This is a genomic window from Methylocystis suflitae (assembly GCF_024448135.1).
Taxonomy (GTDB): domain Bacteria; phylum Pseudomonadota; class Alphaproteobacteria; order Rhizobiales; family Beijerinckiaceae; genus Methylocystis; species Methylocystis suflitae.
On the sequence record NZ_JAMRYX010000234.1, the window covers coordinates 1 to 20,714 of the forward strand.

The 20,714-nt window shown below is 63.9% G+C and carries 18 protein-coding genes and 1 other RNA gene; 6 read left to right on the forward strand and 13 right to left on the reverse strand.

Annotated elements, in window-relative coordinates; all coding sequences use genetic code 11:
• Positions 1–14 precede the first annotated feature (14 nt).
• The 3 genes from NEI07_RS17870 to rsmH are packed head-to-tail and all read right to left on the reverse strand — an operon-like array spanning position 15 to position 3,204.
• Complete coding sequence (locus tag NEI07_RS17870; protein WP_256036472.1) at positions 15–1,790, reverse strand: peptidoglycan D,D-transpeptidase FtsI family protein; 1,776 nt, start codon at positions 1,788–1,790, stop codon at positions 15–17.
• Positions 1,787–2,200, reverse strand: a complete 414-nt coding sequence (ftsL, locus tag NEI07_RS17875; RefSeq protein WP_256036475.1) for a cell division protein FtsL — start codon at positions 2,198–2,200, stop codon at positions 1,787–1,789. Before ftsL ends, NEI07_RS17870 begins: the two co-directional genes overlap by 4 nt.
• Positions 2,200–3,204, reverse strand: coding sequence for a 16S rRNA (cytosine(1402)-N(4))-methyltransferase RsmH (rsmH, locus tag NEI07_RS17880; RefSeq protein ID WP_256036478.1), 1,005 nt, complete (start codon positions 3,202–3,204; stop codon positions 2,200–2,202). Before rsmH ends, ftsL begins: the two co-directional genes overlap by 1 nt.
• Before the next feature lie 242 nt (positions 3,205–3,446).
• On the opposite strand from rsmH, the gene NEI07_RS17885 reads away from it, so the two are divergent.
• A complete protein-coding gene (locus NEI07_RS17885; protein WP_256036481.1) occupies positions 3,447–3,995 on the forward strand; it encodes a GNAT family N-acetyltransferase in 549 nt (182 codons plus the stop codon).
• Here NEI07_RS17885 and rnpB read toward each other — a convergent pair.
• Positions 3,995–4,374, reverse strand: an RNA gene (gene rnpB, locus NEI07_RS17890) — RNase P RNA component class A. The genes NEI07_RS17885 and rnpB overlap by 1 nt on opposite strands.
• 166 nt (positions 4,375–4,540) lie before the next feature.
• Between rnpB and smbP the strand changes: the two genes are divergently transcribed.
• Positions 4,541–4,903, forward strand: coding sequence for a small metal-binding protein SmbP (gene smbP / locus NEI07_RS17895; RefSeq protein WP_256036484.1), 363 nt, complete (start codon positions 4,541–4,543; stop codon positions 4,901–4,903).
• Between the two features lie 208 nt (positions 4,904–5,111).
• On the opposite strand, the gene NEI07_RS17900 is transcribed toward smbP, so the two are convergent.
• Positions 5,112–5,603 (reverse strand): hypothetical protein, encoded by a 492-nt coding sequence (locus NEI07_RS17900; protein ID WP_256036487.1) that lies wholly within the window; start codon positions 5,601–5,603, stop codon positions 5,112–5,114.
• 101 nt (positions 5,604–5,704) lie between these two features.
• On the opposite strand from NEI07_RS17900, the gene NEI07_RS17905 reads away from it, so the two are divergent.
• Positions 5,705–7,948 (forward strand): primosomal protein N', encoded by a 2,244-nt coding sequence (locus NEI07_RS17905; RefSeq protein WP_256036489.1) that lies wholly within the window; start codon positions 5,705–5,707, stop codon positions 7,946–7,948.
• Between the two features lie 68 nt (positions 7,949–8,016).
• Here NEI07_RS17905 and hrcA read toward each other — a convergent pair whose 3' ends face one another.
• The 4 genes from hrcA to NEI07_RS17925 all read right to left on the reverse strand — a co-directional run bounded on the left by hrcA (position 8,017) and on the right by NEI07_RS17925 (position 12,755).
• A complete protein-coding gene (gene hrcA, locus NEI07_RS17910) occupies positions 8,017–9,102 on the reverse strand; it encodes a heat-inducible transcriptional repressor HrcA (protein WP_256036507.1) in 1,086 nt (361 codons plus the stop codon).
• 84 nt (positions 9,103–9,186) lie between these two features.
• Positions 9,187–9,960 carry an outer membrane protein gene (locus NEI07_RS17915; RefSeq protein WP_256036491.1) on the reverse strand — a complete coding sequence of 258 codons (774 nt, stop codon included), beginning with the start codon at positions 9,958–9,960 and terminating at the stop codon, positions 9,187–9,189.
• Between the two features lie 167 nt (positions 9,961–10,127).
• A complete protein-coding gene (locus NEI07_RS17920; protein WP_256036493.1) occupies positions 10,128–11,372 on the reverse strand; it encodes a glycosyltransferase in 1,245 nt (414 codons plus the stop codon).
• A 105-nt stretch (positions 11,373–11,477) separates the two neighbouring features.
• Complete coding sequence (locus NEI07_RS17925) at positions 11,478–12,755, reverse strand: glycosyltransferase (RefSeq protein WP_256036496.1); 1,278 nt, start codon at positions 12,753–12,755, stop codon at positions 11,478–11,480.
• A 170-nt stretch (positions 12,756–12,925) separates the two neighbouring features.
• Between NEI07_RS17925 and NEI07_RS17930 the strand changes: the two genes are divergently transcribed.
• On the forward strand, positions 12,926–13,819 hold the full coding sequence (locus NEI07_RS17930) for a hypothetical protein (protein ID WP_407659938.1): 894 nt from the start codon (positions 12,926–12,928) through the stop codon (positions 13,817–13,819).
• A 122-nt stretch (positions 13,820–13,941) separates the two neighbouring features.
• Positions 13,942–15,108: an LptF/LptG family permease gene (locus tag NEI07_RS17935; protein ID WP_256036499.1), complete on the forward strand. Its 1,167-nt coding sequence runs from the start codon at positions 13,942–13,944 to the stop codon at positions 15,106–15,108.
• Here the strand turns inward: NEI07_RS17935 and NEI07_RS17940 are convergent.
• Together NEI07_RS17940 and NEI07_RS17945 are read right to left on the reverse strand one after the other, a co-directional pair.
• Entirely contained in the window at positions 15,087–15,848 is a 762-nt protein-coding gene (locus NEI07_RS17940) for an ABC transporter ATP-binding protein (RefSeq protein WP_256036500.1), read from the reverse strand. The genes NEI07_RS17935 and NEI07_RS17940 overlap by 22 nt on opposite strands.
• Entirely contained in the window at positions 15,838–16,662 is an 825-nt protein-coding gene (locus NEI07_RS17945; protein WP_256036501.1) for an ABC transporter permease, read from the reverse strand. Before NEI07_RS17945 ends, NEI07_RS17940 begins: the two co-directional genes overlap by 11 nt.
• Positions 16,663–16,865: 203 nt before the next feature.
• On the opposite strand from NEI07_RS17945, the gene NEI07_RS17950 reads away from it, so the two are divergent.
• Positions 16,866–18,368 carry an FAD-dependent oxidoreductase gene (locus tag NEI07_RS17950; RefSeq protein WP_256036502.1) on the forward strand — a complete coding sequence of 501 codons (1,503 nt, stop codon included), beginning with the start codon at positions 16,866–16,868 and terminating at the stop codon, positions 18,366–18,368.
• Positions 18,369–18,373: 5 nt separating this feature from the next.
• On the opposite strand, the gene glmS is transcribed toward NEI07_RS17950, so the two are convergent.
• The gene (gene glmS / locus NEI07_RS17955) at positions 18,374–20,203 is read right to left on the reverse strand and encodes a glutamine--fructose-6-phosphate transaminase (isomerizing) (protein WP_256036503.1); all 1,830 of its coding nucleotides are present in this window, start codon (positions 20,201–20,203) and stop codon (positions 18,374–18,376) included.
• 110 nt (positions 20,204–20,313) lie between these two features.
• A partial coding sequence (locus NEI07_RS17960) for a type II toxin-antitoxin system VapC family toxin (protein WP_256036504.1) occupies positions 20,314–20,714 on the reverse strand: 401 nt, incomplete at its 5' end.

Genomic DNA, 20,714 nt, shown 5'->3' on the forward strand with positions numbered 1-20,714 from the left:
TTCCGAAAGCAGCATCAATGTCCTCCGCCGCCGCGGGCCGGAACATTGGCATAGCCATAACCCAATTTGGCGAGGAGAGGGAAAGGCTGGTGCGGCGGCTCAAAACGCGGCGCGAGGCCAAGAATCGGACCGACGCGTTCGATGATCTCGCCCGTTACATGTCCCGCATTATAGGCCGCCGTGGCGTAGCCGCCGGTTTCCGGCAAGCCCTGCGGTTCGTCCATGATGGTCAGGAACAGATATTTCGGCTTGTCCGACGGCGCGACCGCCATGAAGGTGTTAAACAGCCGGTTCTTCGAATAATGGCCGTTGACGACCTTTTCCGCGGTGCCAGTTTTGCCGCCGACGTAATAGCCGGCGACGTTCACCTTCCGCGCCGTCCCGATTTCGGCGTTGAGGCGCATGAGATAGCGCATCGCCTCGCTCGTCTCCGGCTTCACGACGCGTTCGGCGCCCGCCTTCGCTTCCTCCTCACTGCGCTTGATGAAGGTCGGCGTGATCATATAGCCGCCATTCATCAGCGCGCCGACGGCCATCATCGCCTGGAGCGGCGCCACCGCAAGGCCATGCCCGAAGGCGATGGTCATGGTGTTCAACTCGCCCCAGTTTTTCGGCACGATCGGTTCGGCGCTTTCGGGCAGTTCGGTGCGCATGCGCGTGAGCTGGCCCATCTTGCGCAAAAACGCCTTGTGCCGCTCCACGCCCTGTCCCATCGCCATACGCGCGGTGCCGACATTGGAGGAATAGGTGAAAACTTCCGGCAATGTGAGCGCGCGGTTTTGCGCGTGATAGTCATGGATCTTGAAGCGCCCGAATGAGAGCACGCCGCGCGCGTCGAGCCGTGAATTCAGATTGACCTTGCCGGAGTCGAGCGCCATCGCGATGGTCAGCGCCTTGAAGGTCGAGCCCATCTCATAAACGCCGACGCTCATGCGGTTGATGTGGAGAGGATCGAGCGCGTCCGTCGGCTTGTTCGGGTCATAGTCGGGAAGCGATGCGAGCGCGATCACCTCCCCAGTGTTGACGTCCAAGATCGCCGCGGCGCCTGCCTTCGCTTTGAAATGCGTTACGCCCTTTTCGAGTTCGTCGCGCAACGCATGCGTGGCCCGAATGTCGAGCGAAAGCGACACGGGCTTGAGTTCCTCGGGCGTTACGCCGAAGCCGGCGCCGTGCAAATCGGCGAGACCCTGCCCGTCGATGTATTTCTCGATGCCGGCGATGCCCTGATTGTCCACATTGGCGAAGCCGAGCACATGCGCGCCGATCGGTCCGTTGGGATAAACGCGCTTGTTCTCGGCGATCAATCCGACGCCCGGCAGCCCGAGATGGAAAACTTCGTCGCGCTGATGCGTCGTCACCTCGCGCTTCACCCAAACGAAGCCCTTCTTGGAGCCGAGTCGCTCTCGCAATTCGCGGGCGTCGAGGCCAGGCAAAACCGCGGTCAACAGTTCGGTCGCTTCGTCTTTGTCGATGATGCGGCGCGGCTCAGCGAACACCGACATCACCTTGACGTCGCTTGCGAGCGCCTCGCCGTTGCGATCGATGATGTCCGGGCGGGACGCCGCGACCGCCTCCGCCGCGGCGCGCCGCGACGTCGACGCCTCCGGCTTAAAGCCGAGATAGACGAGCTTGATCGAAATCACCGCGTAGAGCACGAGAAAGCCCAGCGCCGCGAGCCGCATGCGCGACGCGCTCAGCGCAAGACTCGTCGAAAACAGAGCGCGCAGCATCGCGCGTATTTTGCCGTTCGGCGGCGGCGAAGGTTGCGTGTCGCGCATCGTCTGCGTCATGGCTTGCGTCGCTCTTGGCTTTGTCCCTGCGCTTTGGGCGTGGTCGTCGGCGCGCTGCCGGGGACGGGCGGCGTCGCTGGCATGCTCAACCCGAGCGCGTCAAGCTTATTGCCGATGGAATCAACGCGCGGCGATTTTTCGGGAAGCGATTGCGCGGTGACGATCTGCGTCGCGTCAAGCTGTTTCATGCCGGGCAGATGAGCGTCAGCGAGCTGCTGAATGCGCTCGGGCCGGGTCATATAAGCCCATTCGGCGCGCAGCACCGCAAGCGCATCGCGCTCCTGCCTGATCTCGATCTTGGTCTTTGTGATCTGCTCGGCGCGAAAGCTCGTCTGATACTTGATCGAATAGGCGTATACCGCCGAACCGACGAGCACGAGAACCGCAAGGATATTGAGGAGCCGCAGCATCAGGCTTTTCCCTTGTCGCGATCGGGCAGACGAGCGAGACGCGCGAGCCTTTCGTCGAGCGGATAGGGCGCAGCCGCCGTGCGCGTCGCGTAGCGCAGTTTGGCCGAACGCGCGCGCGGATTGGCCGCCGTCTCGGCGGGCGCAGGCGTCACCGGTTGGCGACCCTCGCAAACGAAGCTTGGCGGCGGCGGCGCGGCTTCGCCGGGAAGGCGGCGCGAGCCGGTTTCGCCGCGACCGCAGCGTTCGGCGAGAAACTGCTTGACGATACGATCCTCAAGCGAGTGGAACGTCACGACGACGAGACGACCGCCTTCGGCGAGAAGCCGTTCCGCGCCAAGCAGCCCCTTCAGCAATTCCTGAAGCTCGTCGTTTACGGCGATGCGCAAAGCCTGGAAGCTTTTGGTCGCCGGATGAATGTCGCTGGCGCGATTGGGAGCGACGCGAGCAATCATTTCGGCCAGCGCTCTTGTCGTCGTGAAAGGCGCAATCTCACGGTCGTGGACGATGGCGCGGGCGATGCGCCGCGCGGCGCGCTCCTCGCCGTAGAAATACAGGATATCGGCGAGCGTCTCTACATCCGCTTCATTGACGATGTCGGCGGCGCTGCGCCCTCGCCCCTCCATGCGCATGTCGAGCGGACCCTCGGCGCGGAAGGAAAAGCCGCGCGCGGCTTGGTCGAACTGCATCGACGAGACGCCGATGTCGAAGACGACGCCGTCAAGCGGCGCGAAGCCTTGCGCGCGCGCAATGTCCTCGAGTTGAGAAAAGCGCGCTTCAACGAGCGTGAGCCGTCCGCGCATCTCGTCGACAAGCGCGCGGCCGGCTTTAACGGCGGTCTGATCGCGGTCGAAGGCGAGCACGCGCGTTTCCGGCTGCGCCATTATGGCGCGCGTATAGCCGCCGGCGCCGAAGGTAGCGTCGATATAGCGGCCCCCGCGATGGACGCCGAGGGCGGCGATCGCCTCATCGCTCAGCACAGGAATATGCGTCCCAGCGGACGTCATCGGCATGCTCCTCACCAGACGCGCGGCGCGAGGCCGGCGCGATCCTGTGCGCCCCGCGAGCGCTGGCTCGCCGAGACGGCTCGATTGCGGCTGGGCGGTCTTGATCGACATGGAACCGCGAGGCGTCGGAAGCAGGCTGGTCGCCACGCGCCGATCGGCAACCGGTCTTATTAGGCTTTTTTATCGTTAAGGGAGCGTTTACGGTGGCGCGAATTTGGCGGCCTCAAGGCGGCGCAAGCAAAATGACGCAATGCTTTCTGGTCCGGCCGACGCCGCTTTTTCGCGAAAGCTATCTCGAGGCGCTGCGGGAAGGCCTGTCCGTCGGCGGCCGGCGCGTTTACGACGCAAGGGAAATCGCAGCCGTAGAGCAGGATTTCGCGGGCCACCTCGCGGGACTCGACCGCGACGGCCAAAACCCTGTCGCATTCGGCGAGCGAATGCTGCCCAGCGTTCCCGCCAACGCCTTCTGGCTGATCGATGGAGAGAGATTCATCGGCGGCATTACGATCCGCGCGCGCATTAACACCCATTTGCTGGCGCATTTTAGCGGCCATCTCGGCTATGGCGTGCGGCCATCAATGCAGGGGCGCGGCTATGGCAAGCGCCAGCTCGCGCTCGCACTGGACGTCTGTCGCGGCATGGGGATCGGAATCGCCCGGTTAAGTTGCGACGTCGACAATGTCGCTTCCCGCCGCGTCATCGAGGCCAATGGCGGCGTGCTCCTGCGTCAATGCGCGCCGTCCTGGTTCGCCGAAGCCGCTTATCTCCTCTACGAAATACCGCTGATTTAAACGCCAGCCGGCCTGTAAGCCGGGTTCTGTACGTTCTTTGCAGAACGTGACGACCATTCCTCTGGGACGGACGTTGCCGCCCGCCTCTAGCAACCAACCCGGGCGACAGTCCCGGAGACGGGTTGAAGGCAAAAGCTCGCGCTTAAGGCCTTCCGTCGCCCCTATTCGGTCTTGCTCCCGGCGGGGCTTGCCGTGCCCCGAACGTCGCCGTTCGGGCGGTGCGCTCTTACCGCACCCTTTCACCCTTACCGCTTGCGCGGCGGTTTGCTTTCTGTGGCGCTATCCCTGGGGTCGCCCCCGCCGGACCTTATCCGGCGCCGTGTCTCCGTGGAGCCCGGACTTTCCTCTGCGTTTCGGCAGCGGCCGTCCAGCCGACTGGCCTCTTGAGGGATAGGCGCCCGCGCGCCGGAATGCAAGAAGGGCGTCAAATCGCCATCTTGGAAAGTAAGCAATTCTCGCCATTTCATTTAAGTGGCTCTCGCGCTGGCCTTTGCCGACGGGCTGGGGACGTTCGAAACTCAGATAGCGCTAGGGGAGTAATAAGAATGCTGGCACGACGCTCGATTTTCGCCGCTTTGGCCATAGCCGCCGCTTTTCTTGTAGCGCCGCACATGGCGTTGGCGCAGAGCCATAGCGAGCATCTGACTAAGGCGATCGAAGAGACCAAGGAGGCGATCAAGGAAGGCAAGCAGCATATGGCCTCCTCCTTCGCCGAGGATGCGCATAACGCCTGGGATCACGCCAAAGCGGCCAGCGGGGAAGACCCCAAGGGCCATATCAAAACGGCGATGAAGCATCTCAGTCAGGGGCTCAAGACGGCCAAGCGCACCCACCACGCGAGCCGAATTGAAAAAGGCGTTCGTCATGCCGAAACCGCGCTCATTCATTTGAAGGCGGCAAATCAATAAAGCGATGAGCCGCGATGCGCAGGCTGCGCGTTGCGGCTCTCTCATCTTGTAGCGTTCGTTCGTCGAACAATACCGCTTAGATTTCCGCGCGACCCACGCTGCGTTGCGCCCTGCACTGTCTAAGTTTGTTGCTTTCTCGGATGTCGGCGATGCGTGGCCGGCCCAATCGACGACTCGCCCGAGAATTCGAGGAGGGCCGTGGAACGGACTACCTTCGCTCCATCTCCGCTTCCCCCAGAAGCGCGCGAGACGCCGCCGCGCCGCAGGCCAGACCGACCGCCAAGGCGGCAAAGGCCGCAACCATCGAGCGATCCGACAAGGCGAGCTCCCAGCCTGGCGTGATGCGCTTTGGCGCGACGCCATAATCGACGGTGGCGGCGATTCCCGACATCATCGCCGCATCGCCGATCAGTTCGAACGTTGAGCGCGGCGGCTGCATCGCGAGCCAGGCCTCGAAAGGCAAGGCCCAGAAGACCGCCGATGCGTGATGCGTCGCGTAGCCCACCGCCGTGTGTGCGACGTCGACGTCGCGCCGACCGCGCGATTTGCGCCCCCAAAGCCAATGGCTGGTGGCGTTGGTGGGCTCGAGCGCACCCCTGCCTTCAAGCTTCGCCAGCGCCGCCAAGGCGGCGGTCGAGATGACGCTTGCGACGCTTCCCGTCACAAGCGCTGACAGACCGATGCGCGACAATTTTTCCATCGAAGGCTCCGTAGAGAGGTTGAGATACTCGAACCCGGTCGCGCGCCGCTTCGTTCCAGAAATTTTTTCGCTGAGGACCGGAAATGGATTAAGCCCTCGGCATGAGCGCGGCGCAGGACGAGGAAGAAAGAGCGCGAGTCGTCGAGATCTTGGCGCCTGTCGCGGTCGATTCGACCTATTCCTACCTCGCCCCGGCGGCGATGCGGCTTTCCCCCGGCGACAGCGTCACAGCGCCGCTTGGACGCCGGGAGGCTTATGGCGTCGTTTGGTCCATCGACGGCGGCTCCGGCCCGGGCGGGAATCTCAAGACGATCAGCGCCCGTCTCGATCGGCCGCCGCTTTCGCAAAATCTGCGCAGCTTCATCGACTGGCTTGCGCGCTACACGCTTAGCCCCCGCGGCATGGCGCTGCGGCTCGCCACGCGCGCGGCGGAAGAGGCCGGGCCCGAGGCGCCGCGTATGCTCTATCGCGCGACGGGCAATGTCCCGGAACGATTGACGCCGACGCGCGCCCGCGTCCTCAAAGCCGCGGAAGGCGGCGTCGCTTTCGCCAAGAAAGCGCTTGCCGAAGCCGCCGCGTGCTCGACGGGCGTCATCGACGCGCTCATTGACGAGGGCGCGCTAGAGGCGATCGCGGCGCCGCCGGCGCCGATCGCGCCGCCGCTCGAACCTCTGTTCGCTGCGCCGGCATTGGAGCCCGCGCAGCAGCACGCCGCCGATGTGCTGAAGGCGTCGCTTTTCCCGCAGGCGTTCAAGCCCTTTCTGCTCGAAGGCGTCACCGGCTCGGGGAAGACCGAGGTCTATTTCGAGGCGCTCGCCCAGGCGCTGGAGGCCGGCGGACAGGCGCTCGTCATGATGCCGGAAATCGCGCTCACGACTCAATTTCTTGACCGTTTCGCGGACCGTTTCGGCGAAAAGCCCGCCGAATGGCATTCCGGCGTCGGGGCGCGCAAACGCGCGCGCATCTGGCGCGGCTGCGCGACCGGCGACGTGCGCGTGGTCGTCGGCGCGCGCTCGGCGCTGTTCCTGCCCTTTTCGGATTTGCGGCTGATTGTCGTCGATGAGGAGCATGAAGGCGCCTACAAACAAGATGACGGGGTGAGCTATCACGCGCGCGACATGGCGGTCGTGCGCGCGCGGATGGAGGAGGCCACGATCGTTCTCGCCTCCGCGACGCCATCCATCGAAACCCGCGTCAACGCCATGCGCGGCCGCTACGGCTATTTGAGACTCGAGTCGCGGGCGCGCGCACGCCTCATGCCGACGCTCGAAGCGATCGACATGCGCAAGGAAGGCCCGCCGCGCGGCCGATGGATCGCGCCGCAGCTCGCATTGGCGGTCGGCGAAACGATCGCGCGCGGCGAGCAGGCGCTGCTTTTCCTCAATCGGCGGGGCTATGCGCCGCTAACGGTTTGCCGCACATGTGGCCATCGCTTCCGCTGTGAACATTGCGATGCGTGGCTCGTCGAGCATCGTTTTCGGCGTGCGCTGATGTGCCATCATTGCGGCCATATCGAGCGCCGTCCGAACCTGTGCCCGGAGTGCGGCAGCGAGGACTCCCTCGCCGCTTGCGGACCCGGTGTCGAGCGACTTGCCGAGGAAGCGGCGACGCTCTTTCCAGATGCGCGCATACTCGTCCTCTCGTCGGATTTTCCCGGAGGCGCCGACCGGCTGCGGCGCGAACTCGAGGAGATTGCAAAGGGGAGCTTCGACATCGTCATCGGAACGCAACTCGTCGCCAAAGGCCACAATTTTCCCTTTCTCACGCTTGTCGGCGTCATCGATGCGGATCTGGGCCTCGGCAGCGGCGATCCGCGCGCCGCCGAGCGCACATTTCAGCTGCTCAATCAGGTCACAGGCCGCGCCGGGCGCGGCGACACGCCCGGCCACGCGCTGATCCAGACGTTTCACCCGACGCATCCGGTGATCGCGGCGCTTCTCTCGGGAGACGCGGAAAAGTTCTATGAACAGGAGATCGCCATACGTGAGCGGGCGGGACTTCCGCCCTTCGGCCGTCTCGCCGCGCTGATCGTTTCCGCCAAGGACGCCGCCACGGCGGAAGCGCATGCGCGCGCACTCGCGCGCGCAGCGCATGAACTGCCGCAATCGCCGCGTTACAGAGTCGCTGCGCCCGGCGCCTGGCCAGAAGAGAATGAAATCGCGCTGCTTGGTCCGGCGGAGGCGCCTATTGCGCTCATCCGCGGCCGCTACCGATTCCGCTTGCTGGCCAAAGGACCGCGAGGCGCTGACATGCAGGCCTTTCTGCGCGACATGCTCGCGAGCGGACCGAAGGAACGCGGCGGCGTTCGCGTTCAGATCGACGTCGACCCGCAAAATTTCTCGTAAAACCCTTCGCCTGTCGCCCGCTCCATCTGAGCTGCGCTGGCGGAAGGGAGAGGAAGCGGCGCGACGCCTTACCCTCCGATGACTCGCGCCACGACCCTGGCCGTATAGTCGACCATTGGCACGATCCGAGCGTAATTAATCCGGGTCGGCCCGATGACGCCGAGCGCGCCGATGATCCGGCGTTCGCTGTCGCGCAGGGGCGCAGCAATCATCGATGAGCCTGAGAGCGAGAACAGCTTGTTCTCCGAGCCGATGAAGATGCGGACCCCTTCGCCCTGCTCGGCGCGCTCCAAAAGGTCGATAACCTCGGTCTTCGTTTCGAGATCGGCAAACAGGAGCCGAACGCGTTCGAGGTCGACGGCGGCGGTCAGGTCCTCAAGAAGATGCGCCTGCCCGCGCACGATCAGCTGCCGCGATTCGCCCATCGCGCCCGCCCAGGTCGCCAGCCCGGCTTCGACGATTCGCGCGGCGAGTTCGTCGAGTTCCTTTTGTGCGGCCTGACGCGAGCTTTCGATGCTTGCGCGCGCTTCGGCGATGGTCCGTCCGCAGACGCGCGCATTCAGATAGTTGGCGGCTTCGGTAAGCGCCGAGGCCGGGAGATCGCGGGCGACAGGAATCACGCGGTTTTCGACCGATCCGTCGTCGGCGACGAGAATGACCAGAGCCCGCTCGGGCTCGAGCCGCACGAAATCGATCTGCTTTAACCGCACATTGTCCTTGGAGGCGACGACAACGCCGGCGACGCGCGTCAGGCCGGACAGCAAACTCGTCGCTTCCGCCAGGACGCCCGGAAGATCATGGTCTTTGGAAGCCGCCTCAACTTCGGCGACGATGCGCGCGCGCTCATTCTCCTCTACGTCGCCGATCTGCAGCATGGAATCGACGAAAAAGCGCAGGCCAAGCTCAGTTGGAAGACGTCCTGCGCTCGTATGCGGCGCGTAGATGAGGCCGAGTTCCTCCAGATCCTGCATGACATTGCGCACCGAGGCGGGTGACAGCGTCATCGGCAGGAGCCGGGCGAGATTACGCGAGCCGACCGGATCGCCTGAGGCGAGATAGCTGTCGACGATAAGCCTGAAGATTTCGCGGGAGCGCTCGCTGAGCTGCGCGAGGCTCAGAGCCGAAGGGTGTGCAAGCGGGGCGTTGCGGATCATTCCACCAGAATATCGCATCGGCGCGCCAACAAAAAAAGCCCGGCCGCGAGGCCGGGCTTCGTCGACGTCAGGGAGGACCGTCGATCAGAGACCGAGTTCAGGCATGCCGATCAGCGCGCCGATGCTTTTGACCTGATAATTCACGCCGATGCGGGCGATGTTCGTATCCAGGTAGTTGCCGGTTCCCGTGCGGTAAGTGAACGGAAGGCCGAGGTTCGCGCTGCTGGCCCCCTTCATGCGGGTGAAGATGTATTCCGCCTTGACGGTCCAGTTGTCGAGGATGGCGTATTCGATGCCGGCGCCGATGGCGAAACCGCCCTGCCACACGGACTGGTTGGTCGGGTACAACCCACCCCACTGCTGGCCATAGGGAAGCACCTTGCCATAGGCCAGGCCGCCAGTGATGTAAGGCAGAAACCGGCCGAAGGCGTAGCCGAAGCGCAGGCGCTCCATGCCAAACCATTGCAGGCGGCTGCTGGCGCCGGCTCCGATATAGGAGCGCGCATCCGTCGCGCGAACGTCGGCGTAGTTGAATTCGCTTTCGTAACCAGCGACGAGACCGTTGGCGAACACCCAGTTATAGCCGTTCTGGTAACCGACCAAATATCCGCTCGTGCCGAACGAAGTCGATGTCGGAATCGCCAGGAAGGCGCCGGTCAGCAGGTAGGTTTGCGAATATTGGCTGGAAACGCCGCCGGCGTAAGAGCCGCTGATGCCGATGTGGAAGCCTTCCCAGCTGAAGACCGGCGGCGGCGGCGGAGGCGGCGGAGCCTTGTAGCTCGGGAGGTCAGCCGCCGAAGCGGCGCTGACCGCCAGGACTGACGCAAAGGCGCCAAAAATAAAAGTTCTGAAAGTCATCCGAGGCGCCTCCAATAAGCTCGCCCTCTTGGGACGAACGGCAGTTTCGAATGCAAAGTATCACCATCAAACCTAAGACGTAATTACCGCAGCGGTTTGCAACGGCGTTTTTCCGGCGCCGTTGCCGATGGGACACACTTTCGCGCATCATGCTGATTTCGCGGAATCTACTCCTGCGATCCGGCGCTGATCAGCGCGGCGGCGAGGACGCCGAGGCTCGCCTTATAGGCCGCGAGCGAAAGTCGCGACTCGTAATAGCGGCGCGCCGGACTGCCGCGCCGCCCCATTTCGTCCATGGGCGCGCTGGCGGCCGCCCGACTCAGCGCGTCGGCGAATTCTTGAGCCGAATCAACAATGACGACGCCAGAAAGGTTCAACGCTTCCTCATCCATCCCGCGCATCGCCTGCCTGGTGGCGATCAGCGGCAGGCCGCTCGACAGCGCTTCGACCGTTTTGATCGAAAGTCCAGTTCCGCTGATCGTCGGCAGCAGTGCAAGGCGGGCGTTGGCGTAGACAACGCCGGGATCTTCGATCCGGCCCAGAAACCAGTCCTTATAGGCGGCGTATTGTTCCGGCGCCTTTGAACGCACCCCGGCGTCGACGTTGCCGACGATCTTCACCGTGATGCCCGGCGCTTTCGGCGCGACTTCGCGCAGAAACCAGATGACGCTTTCGACATTGGCGGTGTTGTTGCTCGCGACAAGGATGATGTCCGGACCGCCGGGACCGGTCGGCGCCTCCGGCGTTGCGGGATAGAGCAGCGCATGCGCTTTCTCAGGAACCAGCGCGCAAAATTCTTCGGCCTCCTGCGCATTGAGATGCAGCAGCAGATCGGCGCCGCGCATCGCCTCAAGTTCCTGCGCCAGCATCGATTCATAGGAGACGCGCGGCGCGAGCCAGAACCTTTTCTCGTTGATGAGCGCGAACTGCCGCGCTTGCAGATCATGCGTGTCGAGCAGGATCGGCGCGGCGCCGCGCGCAAGACGGCGCGCAATCGGCATCAGAAAAAAGTGGTTGCAATGAACGAGATCGAACGTCGCGCCCTCGATGCCGGGCGACAGCCGCGCGCGCTCCGCCATGCCGAGACGAACCACCGCCTGATCGCCATGGAGATAGGGCCACAGCACGTCACGCAAAAAGCGGAGCGAGAGCATCGCGCGCAACGGCGCGCCGCCGTAATAGCGCGCGCCACCATCAAGTTCCGGAGTCGCCCGGTTGAAAGATTTCCAAATCCAGTTCCGGCCCGGAGCGAAGCCTGGATCGGAACTGACCGCGATCGGAACAACTTCAGCTCCCAGCGCGCGATAGGCGGCGATCTGGCCAAGGACGACGCGGTAGGTGCCGCAGGAGTGCCAAGCGGGGTGGATCAACGCGACGCGCCGGCCAAGAAGCGGACGCTGCGCGCGGGCCAAGCAATCACTCGATCCAATGCTCAACCCGTTCCTCCAGCTGGCGAGCCGCAGCCTAAGCAGAGTTCGACTATTCCGACAATTGCCGCGTGGCCTTTCGGGCCCGATTCAGAGCGTGGCGGCGGCCATCGCCAAAGCGCGCGCATAAGCTTCGGGGCTGAACGCGTCTTCGTAGAGGCGGCGCGTGTCGCTTCGCTCCGGCTCTGCTGATTCTCCGCTTGCCGCCCGCGTCTGGGCGTCGCGCCATAATGCCGCAAATTGTCTGGCGTTTTCGGCGAGGGCGACATTTCGCAATTTGGCCGGATCGACCTGCATGCCGCGGAACGCCAGCGGGGTCGCGACGAGAGGCGCGCCGCAGGATAGCGCCTCGACCGCCTTGATAGACAGGCCGTGGCCTTCAACTGTCGGGAGCAGCACGCAGCCGGCGTTGGCGTAAACCGCGCCGATATCGTCGACGCGGCCTTTGAACAAGGCGCGATGCGACTCGTAGAGCGCCGCGTCGCGTCTCTTTATGGCGCCATCGATATTGCCGTAGATCGCGACGCGGGCGCCGCCCGCAAAGGGCATGACCTCCTGCAAGAACCAGCGAAGGCTCATGTAATTGGCGTAATTGTCGCTCGCCACGATGATGATGTCGCGTCCGCGCGCCAAGGGCGCCGACGGCGCCGCCGGATAGATGAGCGCATGGCGCACCTCCGGCAGGAGCTTTTGAAAATCGCGATGCTCTTCCTCGTTGAGATGCGCGCAAAGATCGGCGCGGCGCATCCATGAGAGTTCAACCTCGAGCATGCCGTCGTAAGTCGCATAGGGCGGAATGAAAAACCCGCCCTTGTTGCGCAACACATATTGGCGCGCTTGGATGTCCTGCGTCTCCAGAACGACGGGAACTTTACGGCCGCGCATAAGCCTTTCCGCGAAGGGCAGCGTGAAGTAATGATTGGCGTGAATGAAGTCGATCGACTCGCTCTCGAATCCTTCGGGCAGGGGCGCGCGCTTTGCAAGTTCGATGAGCCACGACGCCTGATCGCCGTGGATCAGGCGCCACCAGCCATCGACGAGCAGTCTGGACGCCAAGGCGGAGAACGGCGGGCCCGAATAAAAGCGGCGATCGGCGCCGATGTCGCGCGACGCTTCAAAATAATTTGCCCAGCGCCCGCCGCGCTGTGGACAGCGCGCGAGATCGTCCATCATCGCGACAGACAGGACGCGCGCGCCAAGCGCCTTATAGGCGGCGATCTGACTGACGTTCACCTGATAACTGCCGCAACTGTGCCAGGCGGCATGAACAACGGCGACGGTTTTGCCGGCAAAAGGCCGCGCCTGCGGGCCGGCGGTCTCCGCCCGCCGCGCCGCGGATGACGAAATATGCCCCATCGTATCAGACATCGTGCTGCAACATGGTCGATCGTTCTCAAATAGCTTACGAAAATCGCGCGCTCGGCCTCTCAGGCGCGCCGACTCGCTGCTGTTTCACATTGAGGCGTTCTGACCCGCATCTTCCCTCAATGCCGGGCCGCCCCTTGCTTTTGCCCGCCATTTTCAAATACATCCCCTATATGAGGCTTCCCGTTCCAAATCCAGTCTTATCGCCCGAGGGCGCCGCGGCGGCCAGCCCCGCCCCCGCCAAGCGGTACGGCGTCGCCATCGTCGGCAATGACAAGATCATCGACTGGCTGCTGCCTTTTCTCGAAAGCTACAAAGACACCAATCCCGCGCTGCCGCTTTATCTCATTCCCTATGACGACAATGTTGGCATGACGCGCCGCGCCGCGGAAATTTATGGGGCGCATTACGTCGGCGAAGAGCCGACCGAAATCGACAAGCTCTCGCACGAACTTTATCCCGGCATCTTCAACACCAACCGCCGTCGGCTTCGAAAGCTGCAAGCGCTCGCGCTGCCGCTTGATGAAGTCGCCTATGTCGACGTGGACGTCATTGTGTTTCGTGACTTCACGCCGCTGTTCGGCCGTCTGGACAAAGGCAAGACGGAGTTCATCGTCGCCTCGCCGAGCTTCGAATATGTCTACAACGACAGACGCGACCACTATCCGTTTCTCAAGGACGCGCTCCTCTTCAATGACGGCTTCTGGGTCACATCGAACCAATATCTGAAGCTGTCCGATTTCATCGAGACAATCCGCACCGACGCCGCCATTTTCCATGACGTGCGCAAGCGCGGTCAGCTCTTCGCTCAGCCGCTGGTCAATTTCGTCACGCACCGCCGCGGCCTAAAAATCGAGCTTTTGCCGAACGTCATCGCGGGCGCCTCCCACGAAAGCTTCTACAAGGCGCCAGGCGTCCAATTTAAGAACGGCAAGCCCGTCGACTACGAAGGCAAGGAGATCTATTTCGCGCATTGGGCTGGCGCCACAGCGCTGCCGAAGAACGGCGTGTTCGATGAGGCGTGGGCGCATTATTCGCAGGCCGCCTGGGCGAGGTTCAACCAGTGACGCGCGGCGTCTCGCATCATGCCGCGCTTCACGCCTGCGCGCCGCTCTTCCGCTTGGGCGGCGCGACGCGAACTTTCTTTGCCGCTCGACGCGACGCCGAGCGATAGCGCGGAGCCCCCGCCATGCCGCGCCTGTTGTTCCGCTATCTGCTCAAGCGCATCGGGTTCGGCGTGCTCATCGTGCAGTTCGCGCTCTCCATTCCGGTCGTCTTGTCCTATCTGCTTTACCAACTGCCGCCGGCCGCCGTGCGCGGCGGCCTTGTCATTCCCGCTTTGATCGGGGTGACGCCGACGGTGGCCTTTGTGACGCTGCCGATGGCGGTTGGCGTCGCCACCGCCCTCGAGTTCGGCCGCATGGCGAGCGAAGGCATGGTCGCCGTTCTCTACGCGCTGCGCCTTTCCGTCTGGGCCATCTGCCGCCCGGCGCTGGTCTTGGCGACCGGCGTCGTCGTCCTCGGCTATCTGCTCGCCAATTTCGCAGCGCCCTATTATTCGAGCGGCATGCAGGATGTGCTCAATGTCGTGCGCAATTCGCTCAACCATCGCATGCTCGACGCGGCGCATTTCTACACCTTCGACAATGGCGTGAAGACGCTCTACATCGAGCGTTGGGAGACGCCTGACCTTGCGGTTAATCTGTTCGTGCGTCAGCTTTCGATCGAAAAGATGCAGGAAGAGACGGTGACGGCGGCGCGCGCGGAGTTTCGCCGCAATGAATCAGGGGTGATCGTCGCGCTCTCCAACGGCAGCATCCAGACGCGCTCATTGACGACAGGCGACGTGCGCATCGCCAATTTCGATGAATACGCCATGGCGTTGCCGATGCAGGGCAGCGCATCGCTGCCCGACCGGGGCTGGCGCGGCGTCTATGAATTGTCGGCCGGCGCCTTTCTCGCCAATTACGCTGCTGCGCGGGGCGATCCGCGCCAGCTTGGAGAGTGGACGGCCGAGGCGGCGAAGCGCTTCGGCGTGCCGGCGCTCGCCTTTGCCCATACGCTTCTCGCGATGGCGCTCGTCCTGACATTCGGGAACATCACCGGCCGGCGCGGCGCGGCGGGAGGCCTCACCACGATTGCGGTCCCAGCCGTGCACATCGGCTTTCTCGTCGCGCTTGAATCGCTCCTGCGCATCAATGGGCTGTTCATCTTGCTGCTTGCCGCGCTCGCCCTCGCCGAAGTCGGCGTTTCAGTTTGGCTCCTTGCCCGGCTCAACCGCAGCCCAAAGCCCAAGCGCCTTCTCGGCCAACGCGCTTCATCCGCGCGGGACGCCTACGCGGCGCCGCTCGCCTGACCTTCTTCGGCGCGCATCGCCTTACGGTAGTCGGCGACCACCTTCGCCGGGTCGCCGATCTCGCGCACGACGCCGTCCTCCAACCAGAGCACGCGGTTGCACAGAGAGGCGAGAAAGTTGAGATCGTGCGACACCATTAGTATGGTGCCGGTTTTGGCGAATTCGGCGATGTATTTCTCGCACTTGCGCTGAAATATTTCGTCGCCGACCGAAAGCGCTTCATCGACAATGAGCACGTCGGCCTTGGCGTAGGCGCAGATCGCGAAAGCCACCCGCGCGATCATGCCCATCGAATAGGTGCGCATCGGCTGCTCAAAGAACGGCCCGATGTCCGCGAAGGCGGCAATGTCGTCGATGCACGCGTCGACCTCCTTGCGCGACAGCCCTAGGATCGCCGCGCCGATGCGGGCGTTTTCGCGCCCCGTCAGCAGGCCGTCGAAGCCCGAGCCGAGCGCCAAAATTGGCGCGATGCGGCCGCTGACCCTGAAATCGCCCTTCGTCGGCTGGGTAATGCCGCACAGAATCTGCAGCAGCGTTGTCTTGCCGGCGCCGTTGCGTCCCACGATGCCGACGCGCTCGCCTCTCTCAACCGTGAAATTGACGTCATGCAGAACCCATTTATCCTTATAGAATTTCTTCCATAGGCCAAACAGGATCTGCTTGAGCTGATCGTTCTGATGCGCATAGAGCTGGAAAGCCTTGCCGACGCCCGCGCAGCGGATAGTGGGCTCAGATGACATCGACGATGACCGATTTGTAGCGCATGAAAAACTGATAGCCGCCAAGGAACACGGCGTAGGAGATCGCGACAAGCGCGAAATAACCGAAGACGTTTGGAATTGTTCCATCAAGCGCAAGGCCGCGCATCATCTCGATGTAATCGCCAACGATGTTGAGACGCAGCCACAATGCGACCGATCCGGACATGGCGGCGATCTGGTCCAGGCGATAGAAGATCGGCGTGGCGAACATGAGCACCGGCACGACGGAGGCCATGATATGGGCGACGTCGCGCGTGAACGCCCCGAGCGCCATCAGAAACCACACGACGCCAATGATAAAGAGAAAAAAGGGCGCGATCAGGAATGGCGTCAGCAAGATCGTTAAGGGAAGCGTTCCTGCTGTCAGCAACCGAAAGACGATGTAGACGCCGAAGCCCACTCCGCCGTAGGTGAACGCCCGGATCGTCGCCGTCCAGGCGATGGTTTCGCTGGGGAAAATCGACTTCTTCACGAAGTTGACATGCTCGTGCAACAGCATTGGCGCCCGATAGGCGAGTTCGCTAAACAGATTGAAGACAATGAGCCCGATGAAAATCGAGCTTGCATAGTCGGTGACGCTCACACCGGCGGAAAGCTGCGGAACCGTGATCGAGAACAGCGCGGTATAGGTGAGCAGCATGATGAGCGGCGAGAGCACCGCCCAGAGCGGTCCGAGCGCCGAGCCGCGAAATCGGGAAATGAACTCGCGCCGCACGACGGCGCGGATAAGCTCCCGGTTGCGCCAAGCCCGTTCGAAGGGCGCGACATAGACAGGAGGGATCGAGGCGAGCAAGTGTCGGCGCGTCCTTTCAGGTTCAGAACTTGGTCTCGAAAAGCGCGAGATGTCCCTCGGACAGGATCGAGCGCCGATCAAAGCTATCGCGCCTGGCGCGGCGTCGCCCGCATAGACCAGTTCAGCCCGCCCCCTGTCAATGGCGACGCTCACCCTCAGTGGAACGGCATGCAGTATCGAGCTTATTGTCTTGGGAAGCGGCCATGGTGACGCGTCGCGCGACGATCGCGGGACTGGGCGCCCTGGCGACTCAGTTGATCCTGCCGAGCGCCGAAGCGGCGGCGCAAGAGCCGCCCTATCAGCTGGGCGAATGGACGGGCGACAGTTTCACGCCCATGCACGCGATCCGCGACGGGCTTTGGCGCGCGCCCCTTTCGGCCCCCGAGCGGCGCGTCGACGTCGTCGTTATTGGCGGCGGTCTGGCCGGCCTCGCCGTCGCGGCGCTGCTACGGGATCGCGACGTGCTCGTCCTTGAGCGCGAGTCGGATCCTGGCGGCGTCGCCAAATCCGAGCGTTGGCGCGAAGTCGATTATGCGCTCGGATCAGCCTATATCGTTGACATATCACATCCTTTCATGGAGCTTTACGAGACGCTGGGCCTCGCGCCGCGCCCGGTCAGCGAACCGGTCGACAGAGCGCTGTCCGTGGCGGCCGGCGCGGGGGATCCTCGCGAGCGGGAATGGCGCGGCGGCTATGAGCGGCTAAAGGCGCTTTTGCGCCGCCTCGGCGAGAGCCCGGACTTTCCCAAGATTCCGATCGGGGAGGCGACGGAGTCGGCGCTTGCGCTGGACCAGCTCTCCTTGCACGAATTCTTGCGGCGCGAGCAGATCGACGCCGAACTCTTCGGCCTGCTTGACGCCTATAGCCTCTCGGCGCTCGGCGCGCCCACGGCCGAAATATCCGCCTATGCGGGCGTCAATTTTCTTTCGGAGATCAACGCGCCGATCTACGCCTTCCCAGGAGGCAATGCGGCAATCGCCCGCGCCTTGGCGGCGCGCATATCGCGCGCCGGCGAGGGTCGCATCGTCACGGGCGCCGCGGTTTACGCGATCGAGCCGGCGGAAGGCGGCTACGCCCGCGTGGGCTGGTTCGATGCGCGACATCCAAAAGAGCCCCGCTGCCTTGAGGCGCGTTGGACGGTCGTCGCCGCGCCCTACTTTTTTGCAGGCCGCATTCTGCGTGGCGTCGATCCCGCCGCGACGGCGCAGATGACCCGGTTGCGGCAGGGTAGCTACCTTGTCGCAAATTGCTGCTTCGAGGGACCGCCGGCGGCGCTGCCCTATGACAGCTGGGCCCTGGGCGCCCAGAGCTTCAGCGACGCAATCAGTGCGACCGCCGTGCTGCCCGCCGCCGAGCGGCCCAAGGATCACAGCGTGCTGACCGTCTATGCGCCGTTTCGAGACCCTCGCGCGGGTCGCGCCCGCCTGCTCGCGGGCGAACGCGCCGCCTTCGCCGCGCCGATCGTCGAAGAGCTGCGACGTTTCATGCCGGAGGCGTTCGGCAAGGCGCGGCTCGCCGAGGTGCGGCTGACGCGCTGGGGCCACCATCACCTTATCGCCGCGCCGGGGATCATCGCCACGATGCGCGCCTTGCCAAAACGCTTCGGCAACGTCCTGCTCGCCCATTCGGACGGTCAGGGCATGCCGGCGGTCGAGAGCGCCATCGTCGAGGCGCGGAACGCCGTCGAAATCATCACGAAGGGCTGAGCGCCCTACTCCACCGTCACGCTCTTGGCGAGATTGCGCGGCTGATCCACGTCTTTGCCCATGAAGGTCGCGACGTGATAGGCGAGAAGCTGCGCCGGAACGGCGTAGACGATGACCGCGAACGGGCCCGCGACGCTTTCCGGCATTTCGATGAAACCGGCGAGTTCGGCGGCCGCGGCGTTCCGGGCGTGCGGCGAACCGATCAGAATCAGGTGGCCGCCGCGCGCGGCGACTTCCTGGAGATTTGAGACCGTTTTTTCTAGGCTCGCGTCCGGGGGCGCTAGCACGATCACCGGCATGGCGAAGTCGATGAGCGCGATCGGCCCATGTTTCAGTTCTCCCGCCGCGTAACCCTCCGCGTGGATATAGGAGAGCTCCTTGAGCTTCAGCGCGCCTTCCAGCGCCAGCGGAAAGGCCGGTCCCCGCCCGAGATAGAGCACGCTTGAGGCCCGCGCCACGTCGCGCGCCACGGGTTCGATCTGCGCCTCGTGTGCAAGCGCCTGCGCCATCTGCCCCGGCGCGGCGACGAGCTCGGCGACCAGTTCGCGTTCGCGCTCCTTGCTCAGCACGCCGCGCGCGCGGCCCAGCGCCAGCGCGAGGCAGGCGAAAACCGCGAGCTGACAGGTGAAGGCCTTGGTCGAGGCGACCCCGATCTCGGGTCCCGCCAATGTCTGCGCCACCATGTCGCTCTCGCGCGCGATCGTCGAGGTTTCGACGTTGACGATCGAGAGAATGTGCTGGCCCTGTTCGCGAGCGTAGCGCAGCGCGGCGAGCGTATCGGCGGTTTCGCCGGACTGCGAGACCAGAATCGTCAAGCCATTTTCGGGCAGCGGCGCCTCGCGGTAGCGAAATTCGGAAGCGATGTCGATTTCGACCGAAAGGCCCGCGAAGCGCTCCAGCCAATAACGCGCCACGAGACCGGCGTAATAGGCCGTGCCGCAGGCCGAAATGGTCACGCGCGAGAGCGCGCGCGGGTCGAATTTGAATTCGAACGGCAGGCGCACGACGCCCTCGGCGAGATCGAGATAATGCGCGAGCGTGCGGCCGACGACCTCCGGCTGCTCGTGGATTTCCTTGGCCATGAAATGGCGATAATTGCCCTTGTCGACCAGGAAGGATCCGGCCGTCAGCGGTTGAAAGCGCCGCTCGACGAGCGCGTCGCTCGCGTCATGGAAGCGCGCGCCTTCGCGCGTCAGCGTCACCCAGTCGCCTTCATCGAGATAGGCGATGGACGTCGCGAATGGCGCGAGCGCGAGAGCGTCGGAGCCAAGATAGGCGCCTTCGTCGCTCCAGCCAACGGCGAGCGGCGAACCGCGCCGCGCGCCGATCAGAAGATCGTTTTCGCCCTCAAAAAGAAAGACGAGCGCAAAGGCGCCCTTCAGGCGCTTCAACGCCGCCGCGACGGCCTTTTCCGGCGTCGCGCCAGTGCGCAGCGCGTCGGCGACAAGATGGGCGACGGCCTCGGAGTCGGTCTCGCTCGAAAAGACATGGCCTTTTGCCGTCAGCTCGGCGCGCAGCTCGCGGAAATTTTCGATGATGCCATTATGAACCACCGCGACCCGGTCGCTGGCGTGCGGATGGGCGTTGTTCTCGGTGGGGCGGCCATGGGTCGCCCAGCGCGTATGGCCGATGCCGATGGCGCCGGAGAGCGGCGCGGCCGCGAGCTTTTCTTCGAGATTCTTGAGCTTGCCGCTCGCCCGCACACGGGTGAGTCGGCCGTTCTCCAGAGTGGCGATCCCGGCGGAATCATAGCCCCTATATTCGAGACGCTTAAGCGACTCGACGATTTTCCCGGCGACAGGAGCCGTTCCGATGATTCCCACAATGCCGCACATGACGACCTCCAAAAGCATAATAGCAAGAGCGCCGCCAAAGCGAATGGGCGCGAGTAAAGACGCGGTTCAGGGTTGAGGGAGGCTCCCGCTCGCTCGGCCTCTCCACAGCTTCATAAACGACAGGCGCGCACGTCGGTCGCCGAAAAGTCGGCGCCTTTGAAAAGCAGCGGCCAATCGAGGGTCTTGGCGAGCGCATAGGAGGCGCAATCGGCGAGATTGAGGCGCGCCTTGGAATCGACGCCCTTGCCGTAGCGCCCATAGGCGGCGATCGCCGCGCGCGCCTGCGCCGCGTCGAAGGGCGCGATCTCAATCTCGAATTCCGCCATAAGCCGCCACATGAGCGCAACGCCGTCCTCACCGAGGCGCGTGCGCAAAACGCATGCGGACTCATGCACATTGACGGCCGACATCACGCCACGCTCAACGATTACGATGGCCTCGAACGCCTCCCTTTCCGGCTCGTTCAGGACGATGGCGATCAATGCCGAGCTATCGACGACGATCATAGCTC

Excerpts from the sequence above, each read along its gene's own strand:
- smbP (WP_256036484.1), top strand. The coding sequence starts at position 4,541 with ATGCTGGCACGACGCTCGATTTTCGCCGCTTTGGCCATAGCCGCCGCT.
- NEI07_RS17885 (WP_256036481.1), top strand. The coding sequence starts at position 3,447 with ATGACGCAATGCTTTCTGGTCCGGCCGACGCCGCTTTTTCGCGAAAGC.
- NEI07_RS17950 (WP_256036502.1), top strand. The coding sequence starts at position 16,866 with ATGGTGACGCGTCGCGCGACGATCGCGGGACTGGGCGCCCTGGCGACT.
- NEI07_RS17925 (WP_256036496.1), bottom strand. The coding sequence starts at position 12,755 with ATGTCTGATACGATGGGGCATATTTCGTCATCCGCGGCGCGGCGGGCG.
- NEI07_RS17900 (WP_256036487.1), bottom strand. The coding sequence starts at position 5,603 with ATGGAAAAATTGTCGCGCATCGGTCTGTCAGCGCTTGTGACGGGAAGC.
- NEI07_RS17915 (WP_256036491.1), bottom strand. The coding sequence starts at position 9,960 with ATGACTTTCAGAACTTTTATTTTTGGCGCCTTTGCGTCAGTCCTGGCG.
- glmS (WP_256036503.1), bottom strand. The coding sequence starts at position 20,203 with ATGTGCGGCATTGTGGGAATCATCGGAACGGCTCCTGTCGCCGGGAAA.
- NEI07_RS17870 (WP_256036472.1), bottom strand. The coding sequence starts at position 1,790 with ATGACGCAGACGATGCGCGACACGCAACCTTCGCCGCCGCCGAACGGC.
- hrcA (WP_256036507.1), bottom strand. The coding sequence starts at position 9,102 with ATGATCCGCAACGCCCCGCTTGCACACCCTTCGGCTCTGAGCCTCGCG.
- ftsL (WP_256036475.1), bottom strand. The coding sequence starts at position 2,200 with ATGCTGCGGCTCCTCAATATCCTTGCGGTTCTCGTGCTCGTCGGTTCG.
- NEI07_RS17930 (WP_407659938.1), top strand. The coding sequence starts at position 12,926 with ATGAGGCTTCCCGTTCCAAATCCAGTCTTATCGCCCGAGGGCGCCGCG.
- NEI07_RS17935 (WP_256036499.1), top strand. The coding sequence starts at position 13,942 with ATGCCGCGCCTGTTGTTCCGCTATCTGCTCAAGCGCATCGGGTTCGGC.
- NEI07_RS17940 (WP_256036500.1), bottom strand. The coding sequence starts at position 15,848 with ATGTCATCTGAGCCCACTATCCGCTGCGCGGGCGTCGGCAAGGCTTTC.
- NEI07_RS17905 (WP_256036489.1), top strand. The coding sequence starts at position 5,705 with ATGAGCGCGGCGCAGGACGAGGAAGAAAGAGCGCGAGTCGTCGAGATC.
- rsmH (WP_256036478.1), bottom strand. The coding sequence starts at position 3,204 with ATGACGTCCGCTGGGACGCATATTCCTGTGCTGAGCGATGAGGCGATC.